The organism is Arthrobacter sp. DualSoilB13 (assembly GCF_055389195.1).
The window spans coordinates 3103732-3121493 of the sequence record NZ_AP035865.1 but is presented as its reverse complement, the minus strand read 5'-3'; the positions used below and the strand labels follow the sequence as shown (position 1 = coordinate 3121493).

The 17762-nt window shown below is 62.3% G+C and carries 19 protein-coding genes, 1 tRNA gene and 1 pseudogene; 11 read left to right on the top strand and 10 right to left on the bottom strand.

Annotated elements, in window-relative coordinates; translation table 11 throughout:
* Positions 1-191 precede the first annotated feature (191 nt).
* Positions 192-1061, top strand: a complete 870-nt coding sequence (gene htpX, locus ACZ5J0_RS14415; RefSeq protein WP_142938350.1) for a zinc metalloprotease HtpX — start codon at positions 192-194, stop codon at positions 1059-1061.
* Positions 1062-1140: 79 nt separating this feature from the next.
* Here htpX and ACZ5J0_RS14410 read toward each other — a convergent pair whose 3' ends face one another.
* Positions 1141-1632 carry a YajQ family cyclic di-GMP-binding protein gene (locus ACZ5J0_RS14410; protein ID WP_017200185.1) on the bottom strand — a complete coding sequence of 164 codons (492 nt, stop codon included), beginning with the start codon at positions 1630-1632 and terminating at the stop codon, positions 1141-1143.
* 182 nt (positions 1633-1814) lie between these two features.
* Between ACZ5J0_RS14410 and ACZ5J0_RS14405 the strand changes: the two genes are divergently transcribed.
* Together ACZ5J0_RS14405 and ACZ5J0_RS14400 are read left to right on the top strand one after the other, a co-directional pair.
* A complete protein-coding gene (locus tag ACZ5J0_RS14405) occupies positions 1815-2072 on the top strand; it encodes a hypothetical protein (RefSeq protein WP_464093340.1) in 258 nt (85 codons plus the stop codon).
* Between the two features lie 128 nt (positions 2073-2200).
* Positions 2201-2282, top strand: a tRNA-Tyr gene (locus ACZ5J0_RS14400).
* A gap of 245 nt (positions 2283-2527) precedes the next feature.
* Here the strand turns inward: ACZ5J0_RS14400 and ACZ5J0_RS14395 are convergent.
* Both ACZ5J0_RS14395 and ACZ5J0_RS14390 read right to left on the bottom strand, forming a co-directional pair.
* Positions 2528-3337: a potassium channel family protein gene (locus ACZ5J0_RS14395; RefSeq protein WP_142938285.1), complete on the bottom strand. Its 810-nt coding sequence runs from the start codon at positions 3335-3337 to the stop codon at positions 2528-2530.
* 46 nt (positions 3338-3383) lie between these two features.
* Positions 3384-3605: a hypothetical protein gene (locus tag ACZ5J0_RS14390; protein WP_142938286.1), complete on the bottom strand. Its 222-nt coding sequence runs from the start codon at positions 3603-3605 to the stop codon at positions 3384-3386.
* A 163-nt stretch (positions 3606-3768) separates the two neighbouring features.
* Between ACZ5J0_RS14390 and ACZ5J0_RS14385 the strand changes: the two genes are divergently transcribed.
* A complete protein-coding gene (locus tag ACZ5J0_RS14385; RefSeq protein ID WP_142938287.1) occupies positions 3769-4314 on the top strand; it encodes an acyl-CoA thioesterase in 546 nt (181 codons plus the stop codon).
* On the opposite strand, the gene ACZ5J0_RS14380 is transcribed toward ACZ5J0_RS14385, so the two are convergent.
* From ACZ5J0_RS14380 to ACZ5J0_RS14370, 3 genes are read right to left on the bottom strand one after another with little or no spacing between them, the layout of a single operon-like run.
* Complete coding sequence (locus ACZ5J0_RS14380) at positions 4311-5111, bottom strand: ABC transporter permease subunit (RefSeq protein ID WP_166839829.1); 801 nt, start codon at positions 5109-5111, stop codon at positions 4311-4313. The two genes, ACZ5J0_RS14385 and ACZ5J0_RS14380, sit on opposite strands and share 4 nt — an antisense overlap.
* Positions 5104-6144 (bottom strand): ABC transporter ATP-binding protein, encoded by a 1041-nt coding sequence (locus tag ACZ5J0_RS14375; RefSeq protein WP_464093339.1) that lies wholly within the window; start codon positions 6142-6144, stop codon positions 5104-5106. Before ACZ5J0_RS14375 ends, ACZ5J0_RS14380 begins: the two co-directional genes overlap by 8 nt.
* On the bottom strand, positions 6141-6818 hold the full coding sequence (locus ACZ5J0_RS14370) for a TetR/AcrR family transcriptional regulator (RefSeq protein ID WP_464093338.1): 678 nt from the start codon (positions 6816-6818) through the stop codon (positions 6141-6143). The genes ACZ5J0_RS14375 and ACZ5J0_RS14370 overlap by 4 nt, the downstream gene beginning before the upstream one ends.
* A 142-nt stretch (positions 6819-6960) precedes the next feature.
* On the opposite strand from ACZ5J0_RS14370, the gene ACZ5J0_RS14365 reads away from it, so the two are divergent.
* Positions 6961-7338 (top strand): thioredoxin family protein, encoded by a 378-nt coding sequence (locus ACZ5J0_RS14365; protein WP_142938291.1) that lies wholly within the window; start codon positions 6961-6963, stop codon positions 7336-7338.
* A 106-nt stretch (positions 7339-7444) separates the two neighbouring features.
* Here ACZ5J0_RS14365 and ACZ5J0_RS14360 read toward each other — a convergent pair whose 3' ends face one another.
* Positions 7445-7723, bottom strand: coding sequence for a putative quinol monooxygenase (locus ACZ5J0_RS14360; protein ID WP_011775682.1), 279 nt, complete (start codon positions 7721-7723; stop codon positions 7445-7447).
* Between the two features lie 83 nt (positions 7724-7806).
* Here ACZ5J0_RS14360 and ACZ5J0_RS14355 point away from each other — a divergent pair, with 83 nt between their 5' ends.
* Positions 7807-9498 carry an AMP-binding protein gene (locus tag ACZ5J0_RS14355; RefSeq protein ID WP_464093337.1) on the top strand — a complete coding sequence of 564 codons (1692 nt, stop codon included), beginning with the start codon at positions 7807-7809 and terminating at the stop codon, positions 9496-9498.
* Here ACZ5J0_RS14355 and ACZ5J0_RS14350 read toward each other — a convergent pair whose 3' ends face one another.
* The 3 genes from ACZ5J0_RS14350 to ACZ5J0_RS14340 form a co-directional block, all read right to left on the bottom strand.
* Positions 9499-10311, bottom strand: a complete 813-nt coding sequence (locus ACZ5J0_RS14350) for an ABC transporter permease (RefSeq protein ID WP_142938293.1) — start codon at positions 10309-10311, stop codon at positions 9499-9501.
* A complete protein-coding gene (locus tag ACZ5J0_RS14345) occupies positions 10311-11279 on the bottom strand; it encodes an ATP-binding cassette domain-containing protein (RefSeq protein ID WP_187697115.1) in 969 nt (322 codons plus the stop codon). Before ACZ5J0_RS14345 ends, ACZ5J0_RS14350 begins: the two co-directional genes overlap by 1 nt.
* A 103-nt stretch (positions 11280-11382) precedes the next feature.
* A complete protein-coding gene (locus ACZ5J0_RS14340) occupies positions 11383-12354 on the bottom strand; it encodes a DNA-3-methyladenine glycosylase family protein (RefSeq protein ID WP_464093336.1) in 972 nt (323 codons plus the stop codon).
* 156 nt (positions 12355-12510) lie between these two features.
* Here ACZ5J0_RS14340 and ACZ5J0_RS14335 point away from each other — a divergent pair, with 156 nt between their 5' ends.
* The 5 genes and pseudogenes from ACZ5J0_RS14335 (at position 12511) to ACZ5J0_RS14315 (ending at position 17658) form a co-directional block, all read left to right on the top strand.
* A complete protein-coding gene (locus ACZ5J0_RS14335) occupies positions 12511-12903 on the top strand; it encodes a VOC family protein (RefSeq protein ID WP_223942663.1) in 393 nt (130 codons plus the stop codon).
* A 54-nt stretch (positions 12904-12957) separates the two neighbouring features.
* Positions 12958-14343, top strand: a complete 1386-nt coding sequence (locus ACZ5J0_RS14330; RefSeq protein ID WP_142938296.1) for a cystathionine beta-synthase — start codon at positions 12958-12960, stop codon at positions 14341-14343.
* 52 nt (positions 14344-14395) lie between these two features.
* Positions 14396-15559: a cystathionine gamma-synthase gene (locus ACZ5J0_RS14325; RefSeq protein ID WP_464093335.1), complete on the top strand. Its 1164-nt coding sequence runs from the start codon at positions 14396-14398 to the stop codon at positions 15557-15559.
* Positions 15560-15689: 130 nt separating this feature from the next.
* Positions 15690-16241 carry a winged helix-turn-helix transcriptional regulator gene (locus ACZ5J0_RS14320; protein ID WP_464093334.1) on the top strand — a complete coding sequence of 184 codons (552 nt, stop codon included), beginning with the start codon at positions 15690-15692 and terminating at the stop codon, positions 16239-16241.
* A pseudogene (locus tag ACZ5J0_RS14315) lies at positions 16238-17658 on the top strand (MFS transporter). The gene ACZ5J0_RS14320 and the pseudogene ACZ5J0_RS14315 overlap by 4 nt, the downstream one beginning before the upstream one ends.
* The last annotated feature ends 104 nt before the right edge of the window (positions 17659-17762 follow it).

Below are 17762 nucleotides of genomic sequence, written 5' to 3'. Positions count from 1 at the left end.
TCACGCCTTGGCGTCCGGGCCCCTTCGCGTAGCCCCTTTTGCGTTGCGAGGCCAGCTCTGCCGGGTTTCGGGGACGTTTACCCTGCGTAGCGGGCCCCGCAACGTAGGCTGACAACGGAACACGACGGCCGCCGTCGGCGTTAATCCGTACAGAACCCCTACCACAGCCGAGGAAAGTGACCAGATCTACCGTGCATAAACACAACAATGGACTCAAGACCGCGGCGCTCTTTGGTGTGCTGTGGGCGGTGTTGTTGGGTTTGGGCGCCATCATCGCGGCCGGGACGCGCAGTACCACGCCCATCTGGATCATGGCGTTGATCGGTGTGGGAACCACTGCTTATGGCTACTGGAACAGCGACAAGATCGCCATACGCTCCATGGCCGCCTACCCGGTCACCGAGGCGCAGGCACCGCAGCTCTACCAGATTGTTCGGGAGTTGTCCGCACGTGCCAACAAACCCATGCCCCGTATCTACCTTTCACCCACCATGACGCCCAACGCCTTCGCAACCGGTCGCAATCCCAAGAACGCTGCCGTGTGCTGCACCGAGGGGATCCTCCATCTGCTGGATGCCCGTGAACTCAGGGGCGTCCTGGGTCATGAGCTGATGCACGTGTACAACCGCGACATCCTCACTTCGTCGGTAGCTGCGGCCGTGGCCGGCGTCATCACTTCCGTGGGCCAGATGCTGCTGATCTTCGGCAGCGGCGACCGGCGCAACGCCAACCCGCTGGCCACCATCGCCATGGCCCTGCTCGCGCCATTCGCAGCGTCGCTGATCCAGATGGCGATATCCCGCACCCGCGAATTCGACGCCGATGAGGACGGCGCGGAGCTCACCGGCGATCCGTTGGCGCTCGCCTCAGCTCTGCGCAAGATCGAATCCGGCGTCACCCAGTTGCCGCTCCCGCAGGACCAGCGGCTGGTCAACGCCTCACACCTGATGATCGCCAACCCGTTCCGCGGTGGTGGCATGCGGCGTATGTTCTCCACGCACCCGCCCATGAAGGAACGGATCAACCGACTGGAACGGATGGCCGGGCGACCGCTTTTGTAATTGGCATAAACGTCGCTGGCCCGCTTTTCCGTGGTTGAACAACCACGGAAAAGCGGGCCAGCGACGTTTTAAGAGGGGACTAGCTGCGGAAGTTTACAAACTGCAGGTCAGCCTCTTCGAACTTCTTGAGGATGTTCATGGTCTCCTGCAGGTCATCACGCGACTTGGAGGTGACGCGAAGTTCGTCGCCCTGGATCTGGGACTTGACGGACTTAGGGGCCTCATCGCGGATGATCTTGTTGATCTTTTTGGCGATGTCCTGGGCGATGCCCTCCTTGATGGTGCACTCCAGTCGGAACTCCTTGCCGGAAGGGAAAGGTTCGCCCTGGTCGAGGGACTTCAGGGAGATGCCGCGCTTGATGAGCTTGGACTGGAAGACATCCAGGACAGCCAGGACGCGGTCCTCGGAGTTGGCCTTCATGAGGATCTTCTCGCCGCTGAAGTCGATCTCAGCGCCGACGCCCTTGAAGTCGTATCGCTGCGCAATTTCCTTCTGGGACTGGTTCAGCGCGTTGGCAACCTCTTGCTTGTCTACTTTGCTTACGACGTCGAATGTGGATTCGCCTGCCATGACTCTCCTTAGGTTGGGGGCCCTGTGAGGGCGGGTTGGTCTGGCATCCAGCCTAGTACGGAAGGCGTCGGTTGGGGCCGGGCAGTTCATTCACAGTTCGCTCACAGCGCATGCAGGGTTGGAACAGAGGCGGGCGGTTGAGAGTTGAACCAGTTGGAAGAACGCATCCACGGAGGATCAGCATGAGCAGCAAGGCCGTCCAATCCATCAGCAAGTCCGCTTCTGCAGCAGCAGGGTCCATTGGCACGGCCGCAGCAAGTGCTGTAGCCGCAGCAGCTGTGGCGGCATCGATTGTTCTGAGTCCGGTTCCCGATGCTGCCTCCCGTATGGACGGAGTGCATGCGGACTTGCTGCGCGCTGTGCAGCTCAACCAGATCACTGCCGAGCAGGCCGAAAAGTTCGAGGCCAAACTGGCCGGAAGGATCCTCGGAGAAGCCTGAAATCCCGCGAAATCCCGGGCGTCAGACGCCGATTAGATTCTTCGCCGAAAGTTCTGTAAGGTTGTCTCTGCCTTCGGTTACCGGATCTAAAAGAAACGGTCTCCGGAAGTGATCTTCTTTTGAAGTTCGGCAGATTACCCGAGCGGCCAAAGGGGGCTGACTGTAAATCAGCTGGCAACGCCTACGGGGGTTCGAATCCCTCATCTGCCACCCAAGGAAAATCCCCGGAACCACTGGTTCCGGGGATTTTTTGTGTGCCCACGAGTAGTTTTGGCTTCTTGATTCCGCTTCGCCCAGGGAGGCGCCCTAGGAGGGTGTGCGGCTACCACCCACTTTGATTGCACTAAACCGGCAACACGCAGGAATGCGGGGCGTGTCGCAATACCCGGGTCGCAAAGTAGGTGGTGACGGTACGGGGGATAGGGCCCGACGCCGGATAGGGCCTGACGCCGGGACTAAGCCTCGCGCTCCGGCCCGCGTTCTGCAGCCGGCCTGAGTTCCGTGGCCTGCCTGACTTCGGTGGCTTGCCGGAGCTCGGCGATCTCCATCCTCAGCGCGGCGATCTCCGTCACGAGGTCCGCCATCTCGGCGCGGACCGGTTCCTCGGCAGCTGCGGCCTTGACTTCCGCTGCTGCGGCCACCTCCTCGGCATTCTCCTCGATTCGTTGCAGGAGCCAGGAGGCAATGGACGCCGTGACCATACCCAGGACCGCGATCCCGCTCATCATCAGGGCGGCAGCCACCATCCTGCCGATGGGAGTTACTGGGTAGAGGTCTCCGTAGCCCACGGTGGTGATAGTGGTGATGGCCCACCAAGCGGCGTCTCCGAAGGTGAGAATTTTGGCGTCGGGCGCGTTCTGCTCAACGTCCAGCACGGCCAGGGCTCCGATGAGGATCAGCATCGCGGCTGCGCCGGCAACATAGGTGGCCACACGCCCGCGCAGTGTTTCGCCCACGGTGCGCTGCAGGACGGAGAGCAGCGTGACCAGCCTCAGAAGGCGGAGGGGGCGGAAGAAGGGGAGTATCACGATCAGAAGTTCGTGGAGATTCCAGAGGAACCACCGCATGCGGTCCTCGGCAAGCCAAAGATTAGCGAAGTAATCCACCGCGAAAATTCCCCACGTGATCCACAGAACCACTTCGAAGGGGATTGCCTCGGCCCCGCTGACGCGACCGATGACCTGCCACGCGTAAGCCGTGAGGAAAATCAATGCGGTGGCCATGAGGGGCCATTCAACCAGGTCCCTGTATCGCGCTTGAGTCATACGGGAATACTAGCCACAGCGAGCGCCCTGTCTTGACGGGGCGGGATCAGGCGGCCGGCGTCTCCAGCCAGTAGCCGTCCAAGTGGTGCACCAGTTGGCGCCCCAAGCCACCCTTGAGTTGGATCCACAGTGTACTGCGATCGTCGGTCATGCCATCGATGGTTCCCTCGATCCGGTTGCCGCGGGCATCCTGGAGGACCACATGCTGGTGGCGGGAAAGTTCGGGCCAAACGTCGCCTTGCGGCCTGACGGTTTGCAGCGTGCTCATAGGGGTCCCCCTTGTATCTTCCATCAATATGAGTTTCAGACATTATTCACGTCTTTGATGAACCGGCGGTAAACGTTAGACATAAACCTGCTGCGCCCAAGAAAAGGGTCCACTATGCGGTCCATGCATTCCCCAACAAGTTACTGGCGGGTAACATTGAGTTATGCATCTGCTTCTTCGCACCCTCATGTTGCTGTTCACGTCCTCCAAGCGCTCGCCGCTCGGCGTTTGGGAAGAATCGTCGCTGCCCCTACGGGTTCTGCCCACTGACATCGACATCGCGATGCACGTCAACAACGGCATGTATTTCTCGTTGATGGACCTCGGCCGTTTCGACCTCATGGTCCGCAGCGGCATCTGGACAAGAATGCGCAAGCGGGGTTGGAGCCCGGTGGCAGCCGGTGAAACCATCGCCTTTCGCAAATCTCTTCAACTCTGGCAGCAATACACCATCGAAACCCGCATCATTGGCCTGGACACGAAGGCCATCTATTTTGAACAGCGCATGGTAGTAGACGGTGAAATCTATGCGCGGGCGCACATCGCCACCCGCTTGGTCTGTAAGGGTAAGCCAGTTACGCAGGAAGAAATCATCGCTGAGTTCGGAGCGCCACCGGCTGACCTTGAGTTGCCCGAATGGATCCACGAATGGCGGGAAAACAATGCCCTTCCCGGATCGCGGCGGCCAGCGCCGCACGTCTGGAGCTAAACCCCCACATCGCGTCGCTGCAGCGCGACTGCGCCCAGCACAATTAGCCCCGCCGAAATGCCGTACAAGCCCGCGGCAGCTCCCCAGTCTGCGCCGTTGGCTACAGGGGAGTTACCGTACGCCCAGTGGTACGGCGAAAGGTTCAGCAACCACTGGACGTCGGGACTTTGCCGTCCCACGGCGTTGAACACATAACCAAGAACAGCTACGGCGGCACCGGCGGCGATCCCGTAGACTTTCCGGCCGCTCAGTGCCCCGGCGAAGAGCGCGGCGGTCCCGCTGAGAAGTGCCAGGGCTGCGAACAGCAGTACCGCACCTGCGAGATGTCCGACGTCGATGCCCAGTTGCGAGGGCCCGTTCAGTCCCAGCACCAACAGAAAAACAAGGACCGAAAGCAACGCAATGCGAACCACGATTGCCAAGGCGCGTTCAAGGACTATCTGCACCCGGGTAACACTGTGGGCAAGCGTCAGTTCCAGCAAGCCGGATTCCTCGTCGCCCCCTACGGCCGCGGCACCCCAGCCGATGGAGGCCATGGACATCAGCAGGAATCCGATCAACCCGAACATGGTGGCCTGGGTGTAGCCGGGTCCCGAAGCGATTTGATCGTAGTTCAGGGCTTTGGTCATCTCAGGAGGAAGCGCATTGATCAGGTCCTGCATCTGCGCACTGCCTCCAATCGAGGGATAGAGCGGCAGGTACAGCATGCATGCCGCCGACAAACCAACTGCCCAAGCAAGCGTTGAACGCCATGAGTCAGTCAGGGCCTTGGTGAACAAGGGGAGGATTCTAGGCACGGTGTGCTCCTTCCACGTGCCGGCCCTGTGTTTGACCATTTCCAAGCCCCGGAGGTTGGCCAAGCCCCGGAGACTGGCCCGGCTGAGAAGACTGGCCCGGCTGAGGAGTTTGGGCTGTGTATAGAGTGAGCACAGCTTCCTCCAGGTCCGGTTCTTCGAGGACCAGGTCCGTCAAGTTCAACCTGGCCAGCGCCTGAACCAAGGGCTGAACGTGGCCGGACAGCATCGCCGTGGCCTCAACTGTTCCGGATGTGTGACCGTCGGCCTTGAGCTCCCCCACCACCATATTGGCGACGCCTGGCACCCGGGCCAGCAGCGCGCCGACGTCGTGCGCTTCCGTTTCGGTGCTGGTGAACCGTACCTGCCGGACTGCTGCAGTCCGGAGCGCTTCCACGGTGGAAACGGTCACGATGCCGCCGTCGCGGAGGATGGCGACGGCGTCGGCGGCCTGCTGCACTTCGCTGAGAACGTGCGAACTGAGGAACACAGTTGCGCCGCCATCCACTGCCTCGCGGACCATCGCATGGAACACCTGTTGGACCAGGGGATCCAGGCCGCTGGTGGGTTCGTCCAGCACCAGGAGTTCGGGCTTATGCATGAAGGCCTGAAGCAGCCCCAGCTTTTGCTTGTTGCCTTTGGAGAGTTTCCGGGTCTGTCGATCCAGATCAAGGTTCAGCCGCTCGGCGAGTTCGTTGACATGCTTGGGGTCCACCGGGCCGCTGATCGCCGCGAAGTGCTCCAGCATGCGGCGCCCCGTGGTCCTGTTTTCCAAGTGAAGCTCGCCGGGGAGGTAGCCGATCCGGCGGCGGAGGGCAGTGCCGGCAGAACGCGGATCTTCTCCCAAAACGGAAATGGACCCCGCGCTGGGCCGAATAATATCCAGCAGGCAGCGCATGGTGGTGGTCTTGCCTGCGCCGTTCGGGCCAATGACGCCGAAGACTGTCCCGCGGTCAACCGCGAAATCGAGTCCGTGCAGGACTTCGCGGTGACCGAACTTTTTGCGTAAACCCTCGACGACGATTGCCTGGGTCACGGGGCATGCTCCTTTCCGTGGTTGCTGGTTTCTTGTTCAAGGGCGTCGCGGGCCGCATACAGGAAACGCGCATCGGTGTAGAAGCCGTGCGTGTAAATCTCCAGGGCGGGCAGGGTCAGTTGCCGGAGAAGGTCGGGGCCGATGCCGTGCGGTTCAGGGTCCACCAGTCCCAGCGTCCGTGAGAGGTGCCGGCCCAGCATGAGGATTGAGAGGCTGTTGGAGGCGATCACGACGGCGGTGGACCGGACGTCGTCGAACGCCCTGATGGTTCCCGCCGCTATCCCGGCGTGGATGATGTCCTGCGTTTGCTTCACGACGGCGTCGAAGAAGGCGTCGCCGGCCTCGGATTCGTCGCTGAGGGTGCGTCGGATGTAGGTGATTTCGTCGGAGTATTGGTCGGGGTGGTTCATGTAGTCCTGGATCAGCTGCCGCGTGGAGACCGGATCGGTTTTTTCGCGGCCCTGGGTGGCTGTTTGCGCAAGGACATGCTGATCACAGGCATCACGAAGCCCGGTTTTGCTGCCGAAGTGGTGGATGACCAGGCCTGGACTGACCCCTGCGGCAGAGGCAACTGACCTGATAGTTGCGCGGGCGAAACCATCGCGGCCGAAGATCCCAATGGCGGCGTCGCGGATCCGGGCCCGGGTGGTCAAATCCTCTGCGTTTGAACGCATGTTTCAAAGACTAAACACTTGTTCAATCCGGGACAAGGCTTGCTTTAAAACTTCCCTCTCGGCGTTTATTCCCGGTGACGCAGACAGCGAACAGGGAGCCCCTCCGCGGGACTTCGCGGGCGGGGTCGCGTACCGTGGAAGCATGGCTACAGTTGACATCACTGGAGAACAGTTCGCATCGACCATTGAGGACAATGACATTGTCCTGGTGGATTTTTGGGCATCTTGGTGTGCCCCGTGCCGTCAGTTTGCCCCCACGTACGGGGCTGCTTCTGAGAAGCACACTGACGTGGTGTTCGCGAAGGTAGACACCGAGGCTGAGCAGCAGCTTGCCGCCGAGGCCGGGATCACGTCCATCCCCACGCTCATGGCTTTCCGCGAAAAGGTTCTGGTCTTCTCGCAGCCGGGTGCCCTGAACGGCCCGCAGCTTGAGCAGGTCATCGAGGCCGTGAAGGGGCTGGACATGGAAGAGGTCCACGCGCACGTCGCCAAGGCACGTGCCGAGGCTCAGGAAAACTAAGACTCATCGGCGGCTTCGAAACATCGATGCCGCCGGAAAGCATCGAGGTCGCCGGAAAATTCCGGCGACATCGATGCTTTAAGGCGTTCTCGCAGTTTTGCGGCGATTACAGCCGTTCGAGCTTGACCGGCTCGGCAAGCAGAGCGCTGAGGGATTCGTTGAGGTCCTGGACGGCGATGCCCTTGGAGTGCTTCTCCAGAAGCTCTTCGGATTCCCAACGCTCGGTCAGGACGAGCTTTTCCTCGGTCGCTTCGGTCAGTTCGTAACGGATGCAGCCGGGCTCGTTGACGACCTCGTCGATCGCGATTTCCAAAGCGAGCTTCACGCGGAAGAACTCGCCTTCGTTGGGGATGAACGTGGCCTGCAGGTCAATGGGTGCACTCATGGTTCCAACCCTACCGGCAGGACACGCCGCCGCTGGAGGTGGTTACGGTTCTGTTGCGGGCAGTCCCTTGGTAGCGTTCCGTCATGTTGTCCTATACCGCCGGAGACACTGCCGTCCCGCTGCTCGAAGAGACCATTGGTGCCAATTTTGAGCGCGTCGCGGCGCAGTTCCCCTTGCGGGATGCGCTGATCGAGGCCGCTGCAACACCAGGCGGCGATGCTCGCCGGTGGAGCTACCAAAAGTTGAACGACGACGTCGATCACCTCGCCCGCGCACTGCTCGCCATGGACGTGGGCAAAGGTGAAAGGATCGGCATTTGGAGTCCCAACTGCGCAGAGTGGACCATCCTTCAATACGCCACAGCAAAGATTGGCGCCGTGCTGGTCAATGTTAACCCGGCGTATCGCAGCCACGAGCTGGAGTTCGTGGTGAAACAGAACGGCATGAGAATGCTGGTGGCCGCACCAAGCGACAAGAACAGCGACTATGTGGGCATGGCCAGGGATGCGGCCGGCAACTGTCCCGAGCTCCGGGAGATCGTTTTCCTTCCGGGAGCGCCGGAACTGGGACTCACTGTGGGCGTCCCCGTAGCCAACCACGAACTCACGTACAGCCAACTCCTGACCCGGGCAGACGGCGTCGGGCCTTCAGCACTGCGTGAACGCATGGCGGAACTGGACCCTCACGATCCCATCAACCTGCAATACACCTCAGGCACCACGGGATTCCCCAAGGGCGCCACGTTGACGCACCACAACATCCTCAACAACGGGCACTCGATCGGCCGGCTCCTGAACTACACCGAGCATGACCGGGTGGTGATTCCCGTGCCGTTTTATCACTGCTTCGGCATGGTGATCGGAAACCTGAATGCCCTGAGCTTCGGCGCGGCCACCATCATTCCAGGACGCGGGTTCAATGCATCGGCGGCGTTGGAAGCCGTGCAGGACTTCGGCGGGACTTCCTTGTACGGAGTGCCCACCATGTTCATCGCCGAGCTCGCGCTGGAGGACTTCACCTCCTACGATCTCTCCACGTTGCGGACAGGAGTGATGGCAGGCTCCTTGTGTCCCATCGAAGTGATGCGCCGGGTGATCGATGAGATGCACATGGTGGATGTTGCCATTTGCTACGGCATGACCGAGACCTCGCCCGTGTCCACCATGACCCGCCCGGGGGACACGCTGGAGCAGCGGACCAGCACGGTAGGCCGGACAATGCCGCACCTGGAGAGCCGCATCATCGACCCGGGTTCCGGGGAAGTGGTGGAGCGTGGCGTGATCGGCGAGCTCTGCACGCGGGGTTACTCGGTGATGAAGGGTTACTGGGGCCAGCCGGACAAAACCGCGGAGGCAATCGACGCTGATGGCTGGATGCACACCGGTGACCTGGCCCGCATGGACGAGGATGGCTACCTGGTGATCGAGGGCCGCATCAAGGACATGGTGATCCGTGGCGGCGAGAATATCTACCCCCGCGAGATCGAGGAATTCCTGTACCTCCACCCGTCCATCCAGGATGTTCAGGTCATCGGCGTCCCGGACCGGAAATACGGAGAAGAGCTCATGGCCTGCATCATCCTCAAACCCGGTGTTGCCGCGCTGACGGTCCAGGACATTGCCGAGTACTGTCGCGGCAAACTGGCCCACTACAAGATCCCGCGCTACATCGACGTCCGCGAATCCTTCCCCATGACGGTCTCCGGCAAGGTGCGGAAGGTGGACATGCGGCAGGACGCGATTTCCCGGCTACATCTCCAAGCGCAAGGCAGGTAGTTAGTTGGTATTGCGCTTGATGGTCCGGATTCCCACCGCAAGCCCGACGGCGGCCGTCACCACAGCGGCCACGAGCCCCCACATGGTGTCCGTACCGATACGTCCGGCAAACAACTCACGTTCAGCATTGACCAGGTAGGTCAGTGGATTGAACAGGCTGGCCACCTTCATCCACCCCGGACCGGCCTCAATGGGCAGCATGATTCCGGAGAGGATCATCAGCGGGAACAGCAGGGTTTGCTGCACGCCCCAGAAGATCCATTCCTTGTTCTGCGAAACCAAGGCCAGCGAATAGGACAAAGCGCCCAGCCCGATGCCGAAGATGCCCAGAATGACCAAACCCAACACCACGTGCATGGGGTAGAAAACGAAGCCGAAGGGGATGCAGACCACGGCGATCAGCAAGCCCTGCAGTACCAAGGGAGCCCACTCCTTCAACGCCCGGCCAATCATCAGGGAGGACCGCGAGAGCGGCGTGGCAAGAATCCGCTCATAGGAACCGGTCATGAGTTCGTACTGCAGGTTGGAACCGGTCATGGAGGTGCCGAACAAGGCAATCATCACCACCACCCCGGGAAGGAACCATTGAAGCGTGGACTGGCCACCGAAGGCTGGAGCCCCCACGGCCGCACCCAGCAGTGGCCCGAACAACCCGAGGAACACCAGGGGTTGGATGAGGGAGAAAATCAGCGAGAACGGATCCCGCAGCGGCAGCAACATCTCACGCCAGAACACAAACCACGTGTCCGTCACAACGCTGCGCGGCCCCCGCTTCTGGAGAGTCACACCCGGGGCAACGGCTTGTTCAATCATCAGACTTCAGCTCCTTCCCGCAGGCTGCGGCCGGTCAGTTCCAGGAAAACGTCGTCCAGCGTTGGCGGTTTCAACTCCAGGGACTGGGCGGGAGCGCCGGCGTCGTGCATTTCCTTCAGCAACCCCGGCGCAAGCCGGGCACCGTGGGCCAGCCGAAGCCGGAAGCGGACTACGCCGTCGTACGCGTTTTCCTCCATGTCGCCTTCGGCGGCAGCGCGGCCCAGCAGCCCCCGCACCTCGGACGCGGCACCGGCGGCGACCTCCACTGCCAGGAGGTCCCCGGCAAGATTCGCTTTGAGCCGTGAAGCGGTGTCGTCGGCGATGATGGTTCCGTGGTCGATCACAATGACGCGCTCGGACATCGAATCGGCCTCATCCATGTAGTGGGTAGTCAGTACGATGGTGGTCCCGTGTTCCTCGCGCATCCGCATGATGTGCTCCCAGAGGTTGGCGCGGTTCTGGGGATCCATGCCTGTGGACGGCTCATCGAGGAACAGCAAGCCGGGCGAGTGCATCAGCCCGAGGGCAACGTCCATGCGTCGCCGTTGCCCGCCGGAAAGTTTGATGACCGTGCGCTTGGCGAGTTCGCTGAGGTCCAGGGAAGCCATGAGAGATTCGGCGCGGGCTTTGGCGTCTGTGGTGTTCATTCCGTAGAAGCGGCCTTGCATGATCAATTCGTCGATCACCCGGTAGCTGTGCCCGCCCCCGTTGCCTTGTCCGATGTACCCGATCCGGGCACGGACGCCCGCAGGATCCTTGTCCACATCAACCCCAGCTACGGTGGCGGAGCCGGACGTGGGTCTCAACAGCGTGGTGAGCATCCGCAGGGTTGTGGATTTGCCGGCGCCGTTGGGGCCCAGGAAAGCAACCAGTTCGCCGGGGGCGACGTCAATGTCCACGCCCTTCACGGCCTCGACGGTTTCCTTCTTCACGGTGAAGGTCTTGGTGAGCTTGTTGGTGTGGATCACGGTCACTCCAGGGACGGCTGGTGATGGCTCCTAAGCGCCACCGTATACCCGCCCGGAGAGGCCGTCCATGCCCCTGCGGACACCTTCGGTCCGCAATGAAAGCTCAGTGTCCGCGGTGATCCTGAACGGTCATCCGGGGCCCGAACGTGGGCTTGCGGAAGCCGCTGAGGTACAGCATCCGGACCAGTCGCTGCCTGTGTCCGCGCCACGGCTCCAAGAGTTGGATCATGCCTGCGTCGTCTGTTTTTTGTCCTGTCAGGGCGTACCCGACGTAAGCAGCCAGGTGGTAGTCGCCTACGGAAATCGAGTCCGGGCAGCCGTGGGTTCGTTGAACTACTTCTGCTGCGGTCCAAATGCCGATGCCCGGTATGGTCTGCAGCTTGGCGCCGGCTTTCGCCGCGTCCAGCCCGGCAAGACGTTCAAGCGCGACGGCGGACTGCAGCGCCCGCATGACAGTTGCCGAGCGCTGTGGTCCAACACCGGCTTTGTGCCACTCCCACGAAGGGATGGCCAGCCACTGCCTGGCGGTAGGAGGGACCAGAAGCCCGGCAGGAGCCTTACCCGGGGCAGGCGTTCCGTAGCGGTACATCAAATACCGGTACCCGCGCCGTGCCTCCAAAGAGGTGACCTTTTGTTCCAGGACGGCGGGCACCAGTGCGTCCACCATCCGCCCGGTGGAGGGCAGCCGCAGAGCCAGGTTCCGGCGTCGGGATTCTGTGACCAAGCGCGGGAGGGTGGCATGGAAGGCGGGCTCGTCGAAGGCCGACCAATCGTCGTCGGCGCCCAGCAACCTGGGCACAGCGGCCACGGCGTCCTCCGCCCCGGGCCCCCAGGCCTGTGCGTCCACGAAGGATTCGGTCCCCAGCCCACCTCCCGAGAGGCGCAGCGTCACTGGGCCGGAGGGTGCGGTGAACGCCATCCAAAATCCGCTGGAATGCGTTGCGAAGGACGGATCCGCCTTGCCGCGCATGAGCGGAAACATGGTGTGGTCCAAACGGAAGGAACTGCCCGGATACCACCGGACGGCCGCATCTGCCGCGGCCGCGACAATAGGCGGGGCGTCTGCGATGGTCATATATTTATGGTCCCACGATCGACTGACAATCTGCTGACGGTAACCCCCTGAAGTATCCCCTTACAGCAGCAGCCGGCCAGGGCTAGACTCCGTGATGTGGCGAGGATGCGCCGCGCCATGAACCATCACAAATCCACGGAACAAGGAGCGCGAATCATGGCCGCCATTGTGCATTTCGAGATTCCTACGGACAATCAAGACCGGGCCAACACCTTCTACCAGAGTGCCTTCGGCTGGAACCTGAGTCCCATGCAGGGGATGGACTATACGATCGCCATCACAGCACCTTCCGATGAACAGACAGGCGCGCCAAAAGAGCCCGGTGCCATCAACGGCGCACTGTTCCCACGGACCGATGCCCTGAAGACACCCGTCCTCACGCTGGATGTAGAGGACATCGATGCCGCGCTCAAGCAGGTGGAATCTGCTGGCGGCAGTGTGGTCCAAGCCAAGGAGGCCATGCCCGCCATGGGCTGGTATGCCTACTTCAAGGACACCGAAGGCAACGTTTTGGGCGTATGGCAGAACGACACCTCTGCCGGCGCATGATCGCTGACGGCGCCGGGTCCAGCCCCTTAGCAACCAGACGGTAACTTTGTATCTATGAAGTATGCCCAGTCCGTGTTGGACCTCATCGGCAATACGCCGCTCATCAAGCTCAACCACGTCACCGAGGGAATCAGGGCCACCGTCCTGGTGAAGCTCGAATACATCAATCCCGGCGGATCCATCAAGGACCGGATCGCCGTGAAGATGATCGAAGACGCGGAAAAGGACGGCCGGCTCAAGCCGGGCGGAACCATCGTTGAGCCGACGTCGGGCAACACCGGGGTGGGACTGGCGCTTGTCGCCCAGCAAAAGGGTTACAAGTGCGTCTTTGTGGTGCCGGATAAGGTGGGCGAGGACAAGCGGGCCGTGCTGAGGGCGTACGGGGCCGAAGTGGTGGTGACGCCCACCGCGGTAGCACCTGACAGCCCGCAGAGCTACTACGGCGTCTCCGACCGTCTGGTCAAGGAGATCCCAGGCGCCTTCAAACCGGACCAGTTCTCCAATCCCGCCGCCCCTGGCAGCCACTTCGAGACCACAGGCCCGGAAATCTGGCGGGACACGGACGGCCGGGTCACTCACGTGGTCATTGGCGCCGGAACCGGCGGCACCATCACCGGTACGGGCCGCTACCTTAAGCAGGTCTCGGCGGACCGCGCGGATTCCGACGGCGGCCAGGTCAAGGTCATTGGGGCGGACCCGGAAGGCTCGGTCTACTCAGGCGGAACCGGCCGGCCGTACTTCGTGGAGGGCGTGGGCGAGGACATGTGGCCCGGCAACTACGATCCCGCGGTGCCGGATGACGTGATTGCCGTATCCGACGCTGACTCCTTCTCCATGACCCGCCGCCTCGCCCGCGAGGAGGGCCTGCTGGTGGGCGGTTCCTCCGGCATGGCCGTCGTTGCGGCGTTGCACGCAGCCAAGGACCTGGACGAGTCCGCCGTGGTTGTGGTGATCCTCCCGGACTCGGGCCGTGGCTACCTTGCCAAGATCTTCAACGATCAGTGGATGCGTTCCTACGGCTTCCTGGCCGGCGGCGAGGAAGCTTCCGTGGGCGAGGTGCTCAAATCCAAGACGGGAGAGATGCCGGACCTGGTCCACATCCACCCGAACGAAACGGTCCGCGATGTCATCAACATCATGAACGAGTTCGGCGTATCCCACATACCGGTTCTTTCACAGGAACCCCCGGTGGTGATGGGCGAGGTCCTCGGGGCAGTTGATGAGCGCAGCCTCACCACAAAACTGTTCCGCGGCGAAGCCAAGCTGGCTGACAAGGTCTCCGAACACATGGGCGAGCGCCTGCCCGTGATCGGCTCCTTGGAGACCCTTTCCGCCGCCCGGGAGCTGCTGTCCGACGTCGATACCCTGATGGTGACCTTCGCGGGAGCCCCCGTGGGAATCCTGACCCGGCACGACCTCCTGGCCTACTTGAGCAACTGAGCGCCCCGCGCCGATTCCACTGCAATCCCTGAACGAAACTAGAGGAGCTTCAATGTCTGCCATCAACAACGCCGGGTTCAACACGCGCGCCGTCCACGCTGGACAGGCTTTCGAACCGGTGACCGGCGCTGTTGTGCCGCCACTGCACTTCAGCACCACGTACGCCCAGGACGGGATCGGCAACCTCCGTTCAGGATACGAATACGGCCGTGGAGGCAACCCCACCCGCGACGCCCTCCAAGAGCAACTCGCCGCCCTTGAAGGTGGCACGGCTGCGTTTTCCTTCGGCTCGGGGCTGGCAGCGGAGGATTCACTGATCCGGGCGCTTGCCCGGCCGGGGGACCACATTGTGCTGGGCAATGATGCCTACGGTGGCACCTATCGCCTGATCAACCGCGTGCTGGGGGACTGGGGCATCGGCAACACCCCGGTGGACATGGCCGATCTCGATGCCGTTGCTGCTGCTGTTGCTGCCAACAAGACGCGCCTGGTGTGGGTGGAGACGCCGTCCAACCCGATGATGAAAATCACGGACATCGAGGCGCTCGCCGCAGTAGCGCACGACGCCGGTGCCCTCCTTGTGGTGGATAACACCTTCGCGTCGCCCTACTTGCAGACCCCGCTCGCCCTGGGGGCCGATGTTGTGGTGCACTCCACCACCAAGTACATCGGGGGCCACTCCGACGTTGTTGGCGGCGCCGTTGTGGTCAAGGACGCGGATCTTGCCGAGAAGATCGGGTTCGTTCAGTTTGCGGTGGGTGCGGTGTCCGGCCCGATGGATGCCTTCCTGACTACCCGCGGTTTGAAAACGCTGGGTGTTCGCATGGACCGTCACAGTGAGAATGGCCAGGCTGTGGCCGAATGGTTGCTGCAGCGTCCCGAGGTTGAAGCCGTCCTTTACCCGGGCCTCCCGGATCACCCAGGTCATGAGCTCGCTGCCAAGCAGATGAAGAAGTTCGGCGGCATGGTGTCCGTACAGTTCAAGGGCGGCGAAGCGGCTGCCCGTATGGTCGCCGAATCCACCTCGGTGTTCACTCTGGCAGAGTCCCTGGGCGGCATCGAGTCCCTCATGAACTACCCCTCGGAGATGACCCACGCTTCGGTGAAGGGCACCGAGTTGGCTGTTCCGGTCAACCTTTTGCGCCTTTCCTGCGGCATCGAGGAAGCGGAGGACCTGATCGCAGACCTGGAACAGGCCTTCGCCAAAATCAGATAGTCCTTCGCTGCCCGTCCTTCGAATCCGGCTCTTGTTCGCACTCTCACCGGGGAAGTGAGGAACAAGAGCCGGATCTTTTCGCCTGCGCAACACCTAGCTTTCTTTAGCGAAGTCAGCTAATTTTGTGCGCATGCCTCTTCGTTCTGACTGGTCTGCGCGCACGTGCAGCCTTGCCCGTGGGTTGGATGTCCTCGGCGACCCCTGGGGGAGCCTGGTCCTCCGCGAGATCTTCTTCGGCAACGGCCGCTTCGATGCGATCAAGCAACGCCTCGAAGTAGCCGACAACGTCCTCAGTAAACGCCTGGGATGGCTTCTGGACGCTGGGCTGCTCGCCCAACGCCCCTATCAGGACGGCGCCCGCACACGGCAGGAATACGTCCTCACCCCCAAGGGAGAGGACACGCTTCCCGTGCTCAACGCCATCATCATCTGGGCTGAGAAACACCTGGACGCTCCCAACGAGGTGCCCCACATGAAGGTCATCCACACTGACTGCGGTCAAGCCACCATGTCCGCCGATACCTGCACCAGCTGTGGCGCCCGGCTGACCGCAGCCAACACCAGCTGGCACAGCTTCAAACGCAGTGACCATCCACTTCCGCTCGCCGTCGCACCCCTTGAAACCCGAAACACAGCTGGAACCCGAACTACAGCTTCCCCTGGTACGGAGATCCCCGCATGACCGCTCCCGACGTCACAGGGACCCCGCCCGAAGAAACACGGACCCCCACGGGAAAGGCGGGTAGGCGCCGACGCCTCCACCCCGCCTGGATCGTTGCAGCGGTTGCCTTCCTGGCGCTGGTTGGAGCCGCCGGATTCCGTGCGGCGCCCGGCGTCCTCATGGTCCCGCTGCAGGAGGAATTCGGCTGGTCCACCACGGTCCTGTCCCTGGCCGTAAGCATCAACCTGGTCCTGTTCGGCTTGACGGCTCCGTTCGCCGCGGCCCTAATGGAGCGCTTCGGTATCCGGAAGGTCACCTCGCTGGCTCTCTGCCTCATCGGGCTCGGCTCCGCCCTGACGGTCTTCGTCAACCAGTCCTGGCAGATCCTGCTCACCTGGGGCCTGCTGATCGGACTGGGCACCGGTTCCATGGCCCTTGTCTTCGCCGCCACCATCGCCAACACCTGGTTCGCCAAAAGCCGTGGCCTGGTGATCGGCATCCTGACGGCCGGTAGTGCAGCCGGCCAGTTGGTATTCCTGCCCTTTATCGCGGCCCTTGCCCAAAACCCGGGCTGGCGCGGTGCATCCTTGCTCATCGCGGCAGGTGCGCTCGCAGTAGTCCCGCTGGTGCTGCGTTGGCTGCGGAACTCACCTGCCGACGTCGGGGTGTTGCCTTACGGTGCCGAGGAAGCCGCAGCGGCTGAAGCTGCCGCCGAGAAACCTGAGGCTACAGCCGCCGACGCCGGAACAACCGCTGCGACGTTAGGCAAGCCCGCCGCTGTGGTTGCTGTGCCGGGGCAGGGGATTCTCCCAACGCCGCGATTCGTGCACTGCAGGTCCTCAAACGCGCGAGTAAAGTACGGACGTTTTGGGCATTGGCTGCGGGTTTCGCGATCTGTGGTGCTACCACCAATGGACTGATCGGCACGCACTTCATTCCGTCCGCACACGATCACGGCATGCCTGAAACCACAGCGGCGGGTTTGCTGGCCGTCGTCGGGATCTTCGACATCGTGGGGACCATCGCGTCCGGATGGTTGACGGACCGCTTCAACCCCAAAGTGCTGCTGGCTGTGTATTACCAGTTCCGGGGGATCGGTCTGCTGGTGTTGCCGCTGCTTCTGGGCTCGTCGGTTGAGCCGAGCATGATTATCTTCGTGGTGGTCTACGGGCTCGATTGGGTAGCCACCGTGCCTCCCACCGCCGCTATTTGCCGCTCGGTTTTCGGTGCCGACGGGTCTGTGGTGTTCGGCTGGGTGTTCGCAGCCCACCAGCTCGGGGCTGCCGTTGCGGCACTCCTGGCCGGGTTCATCCGCGATGCCACCGGGCACTACAACTACGCCTGGCTGGGCGCAGCCGCCATGTGCACGGTGGCCGCTGTCATTAGTGCCACCATCCGCAAGGATGCAGCTAAGAAGGAGCCCGTGGCGGTCGCCTGACACCCCTGCCCTTTCGTTGTGGGGCCCGCTCTGCGTGGTATTCCCGCGTCGAATCGCGCAAAACGGGCCCCGCAACGCACGGGGGTGGTGTTGTGGGGCCCGCT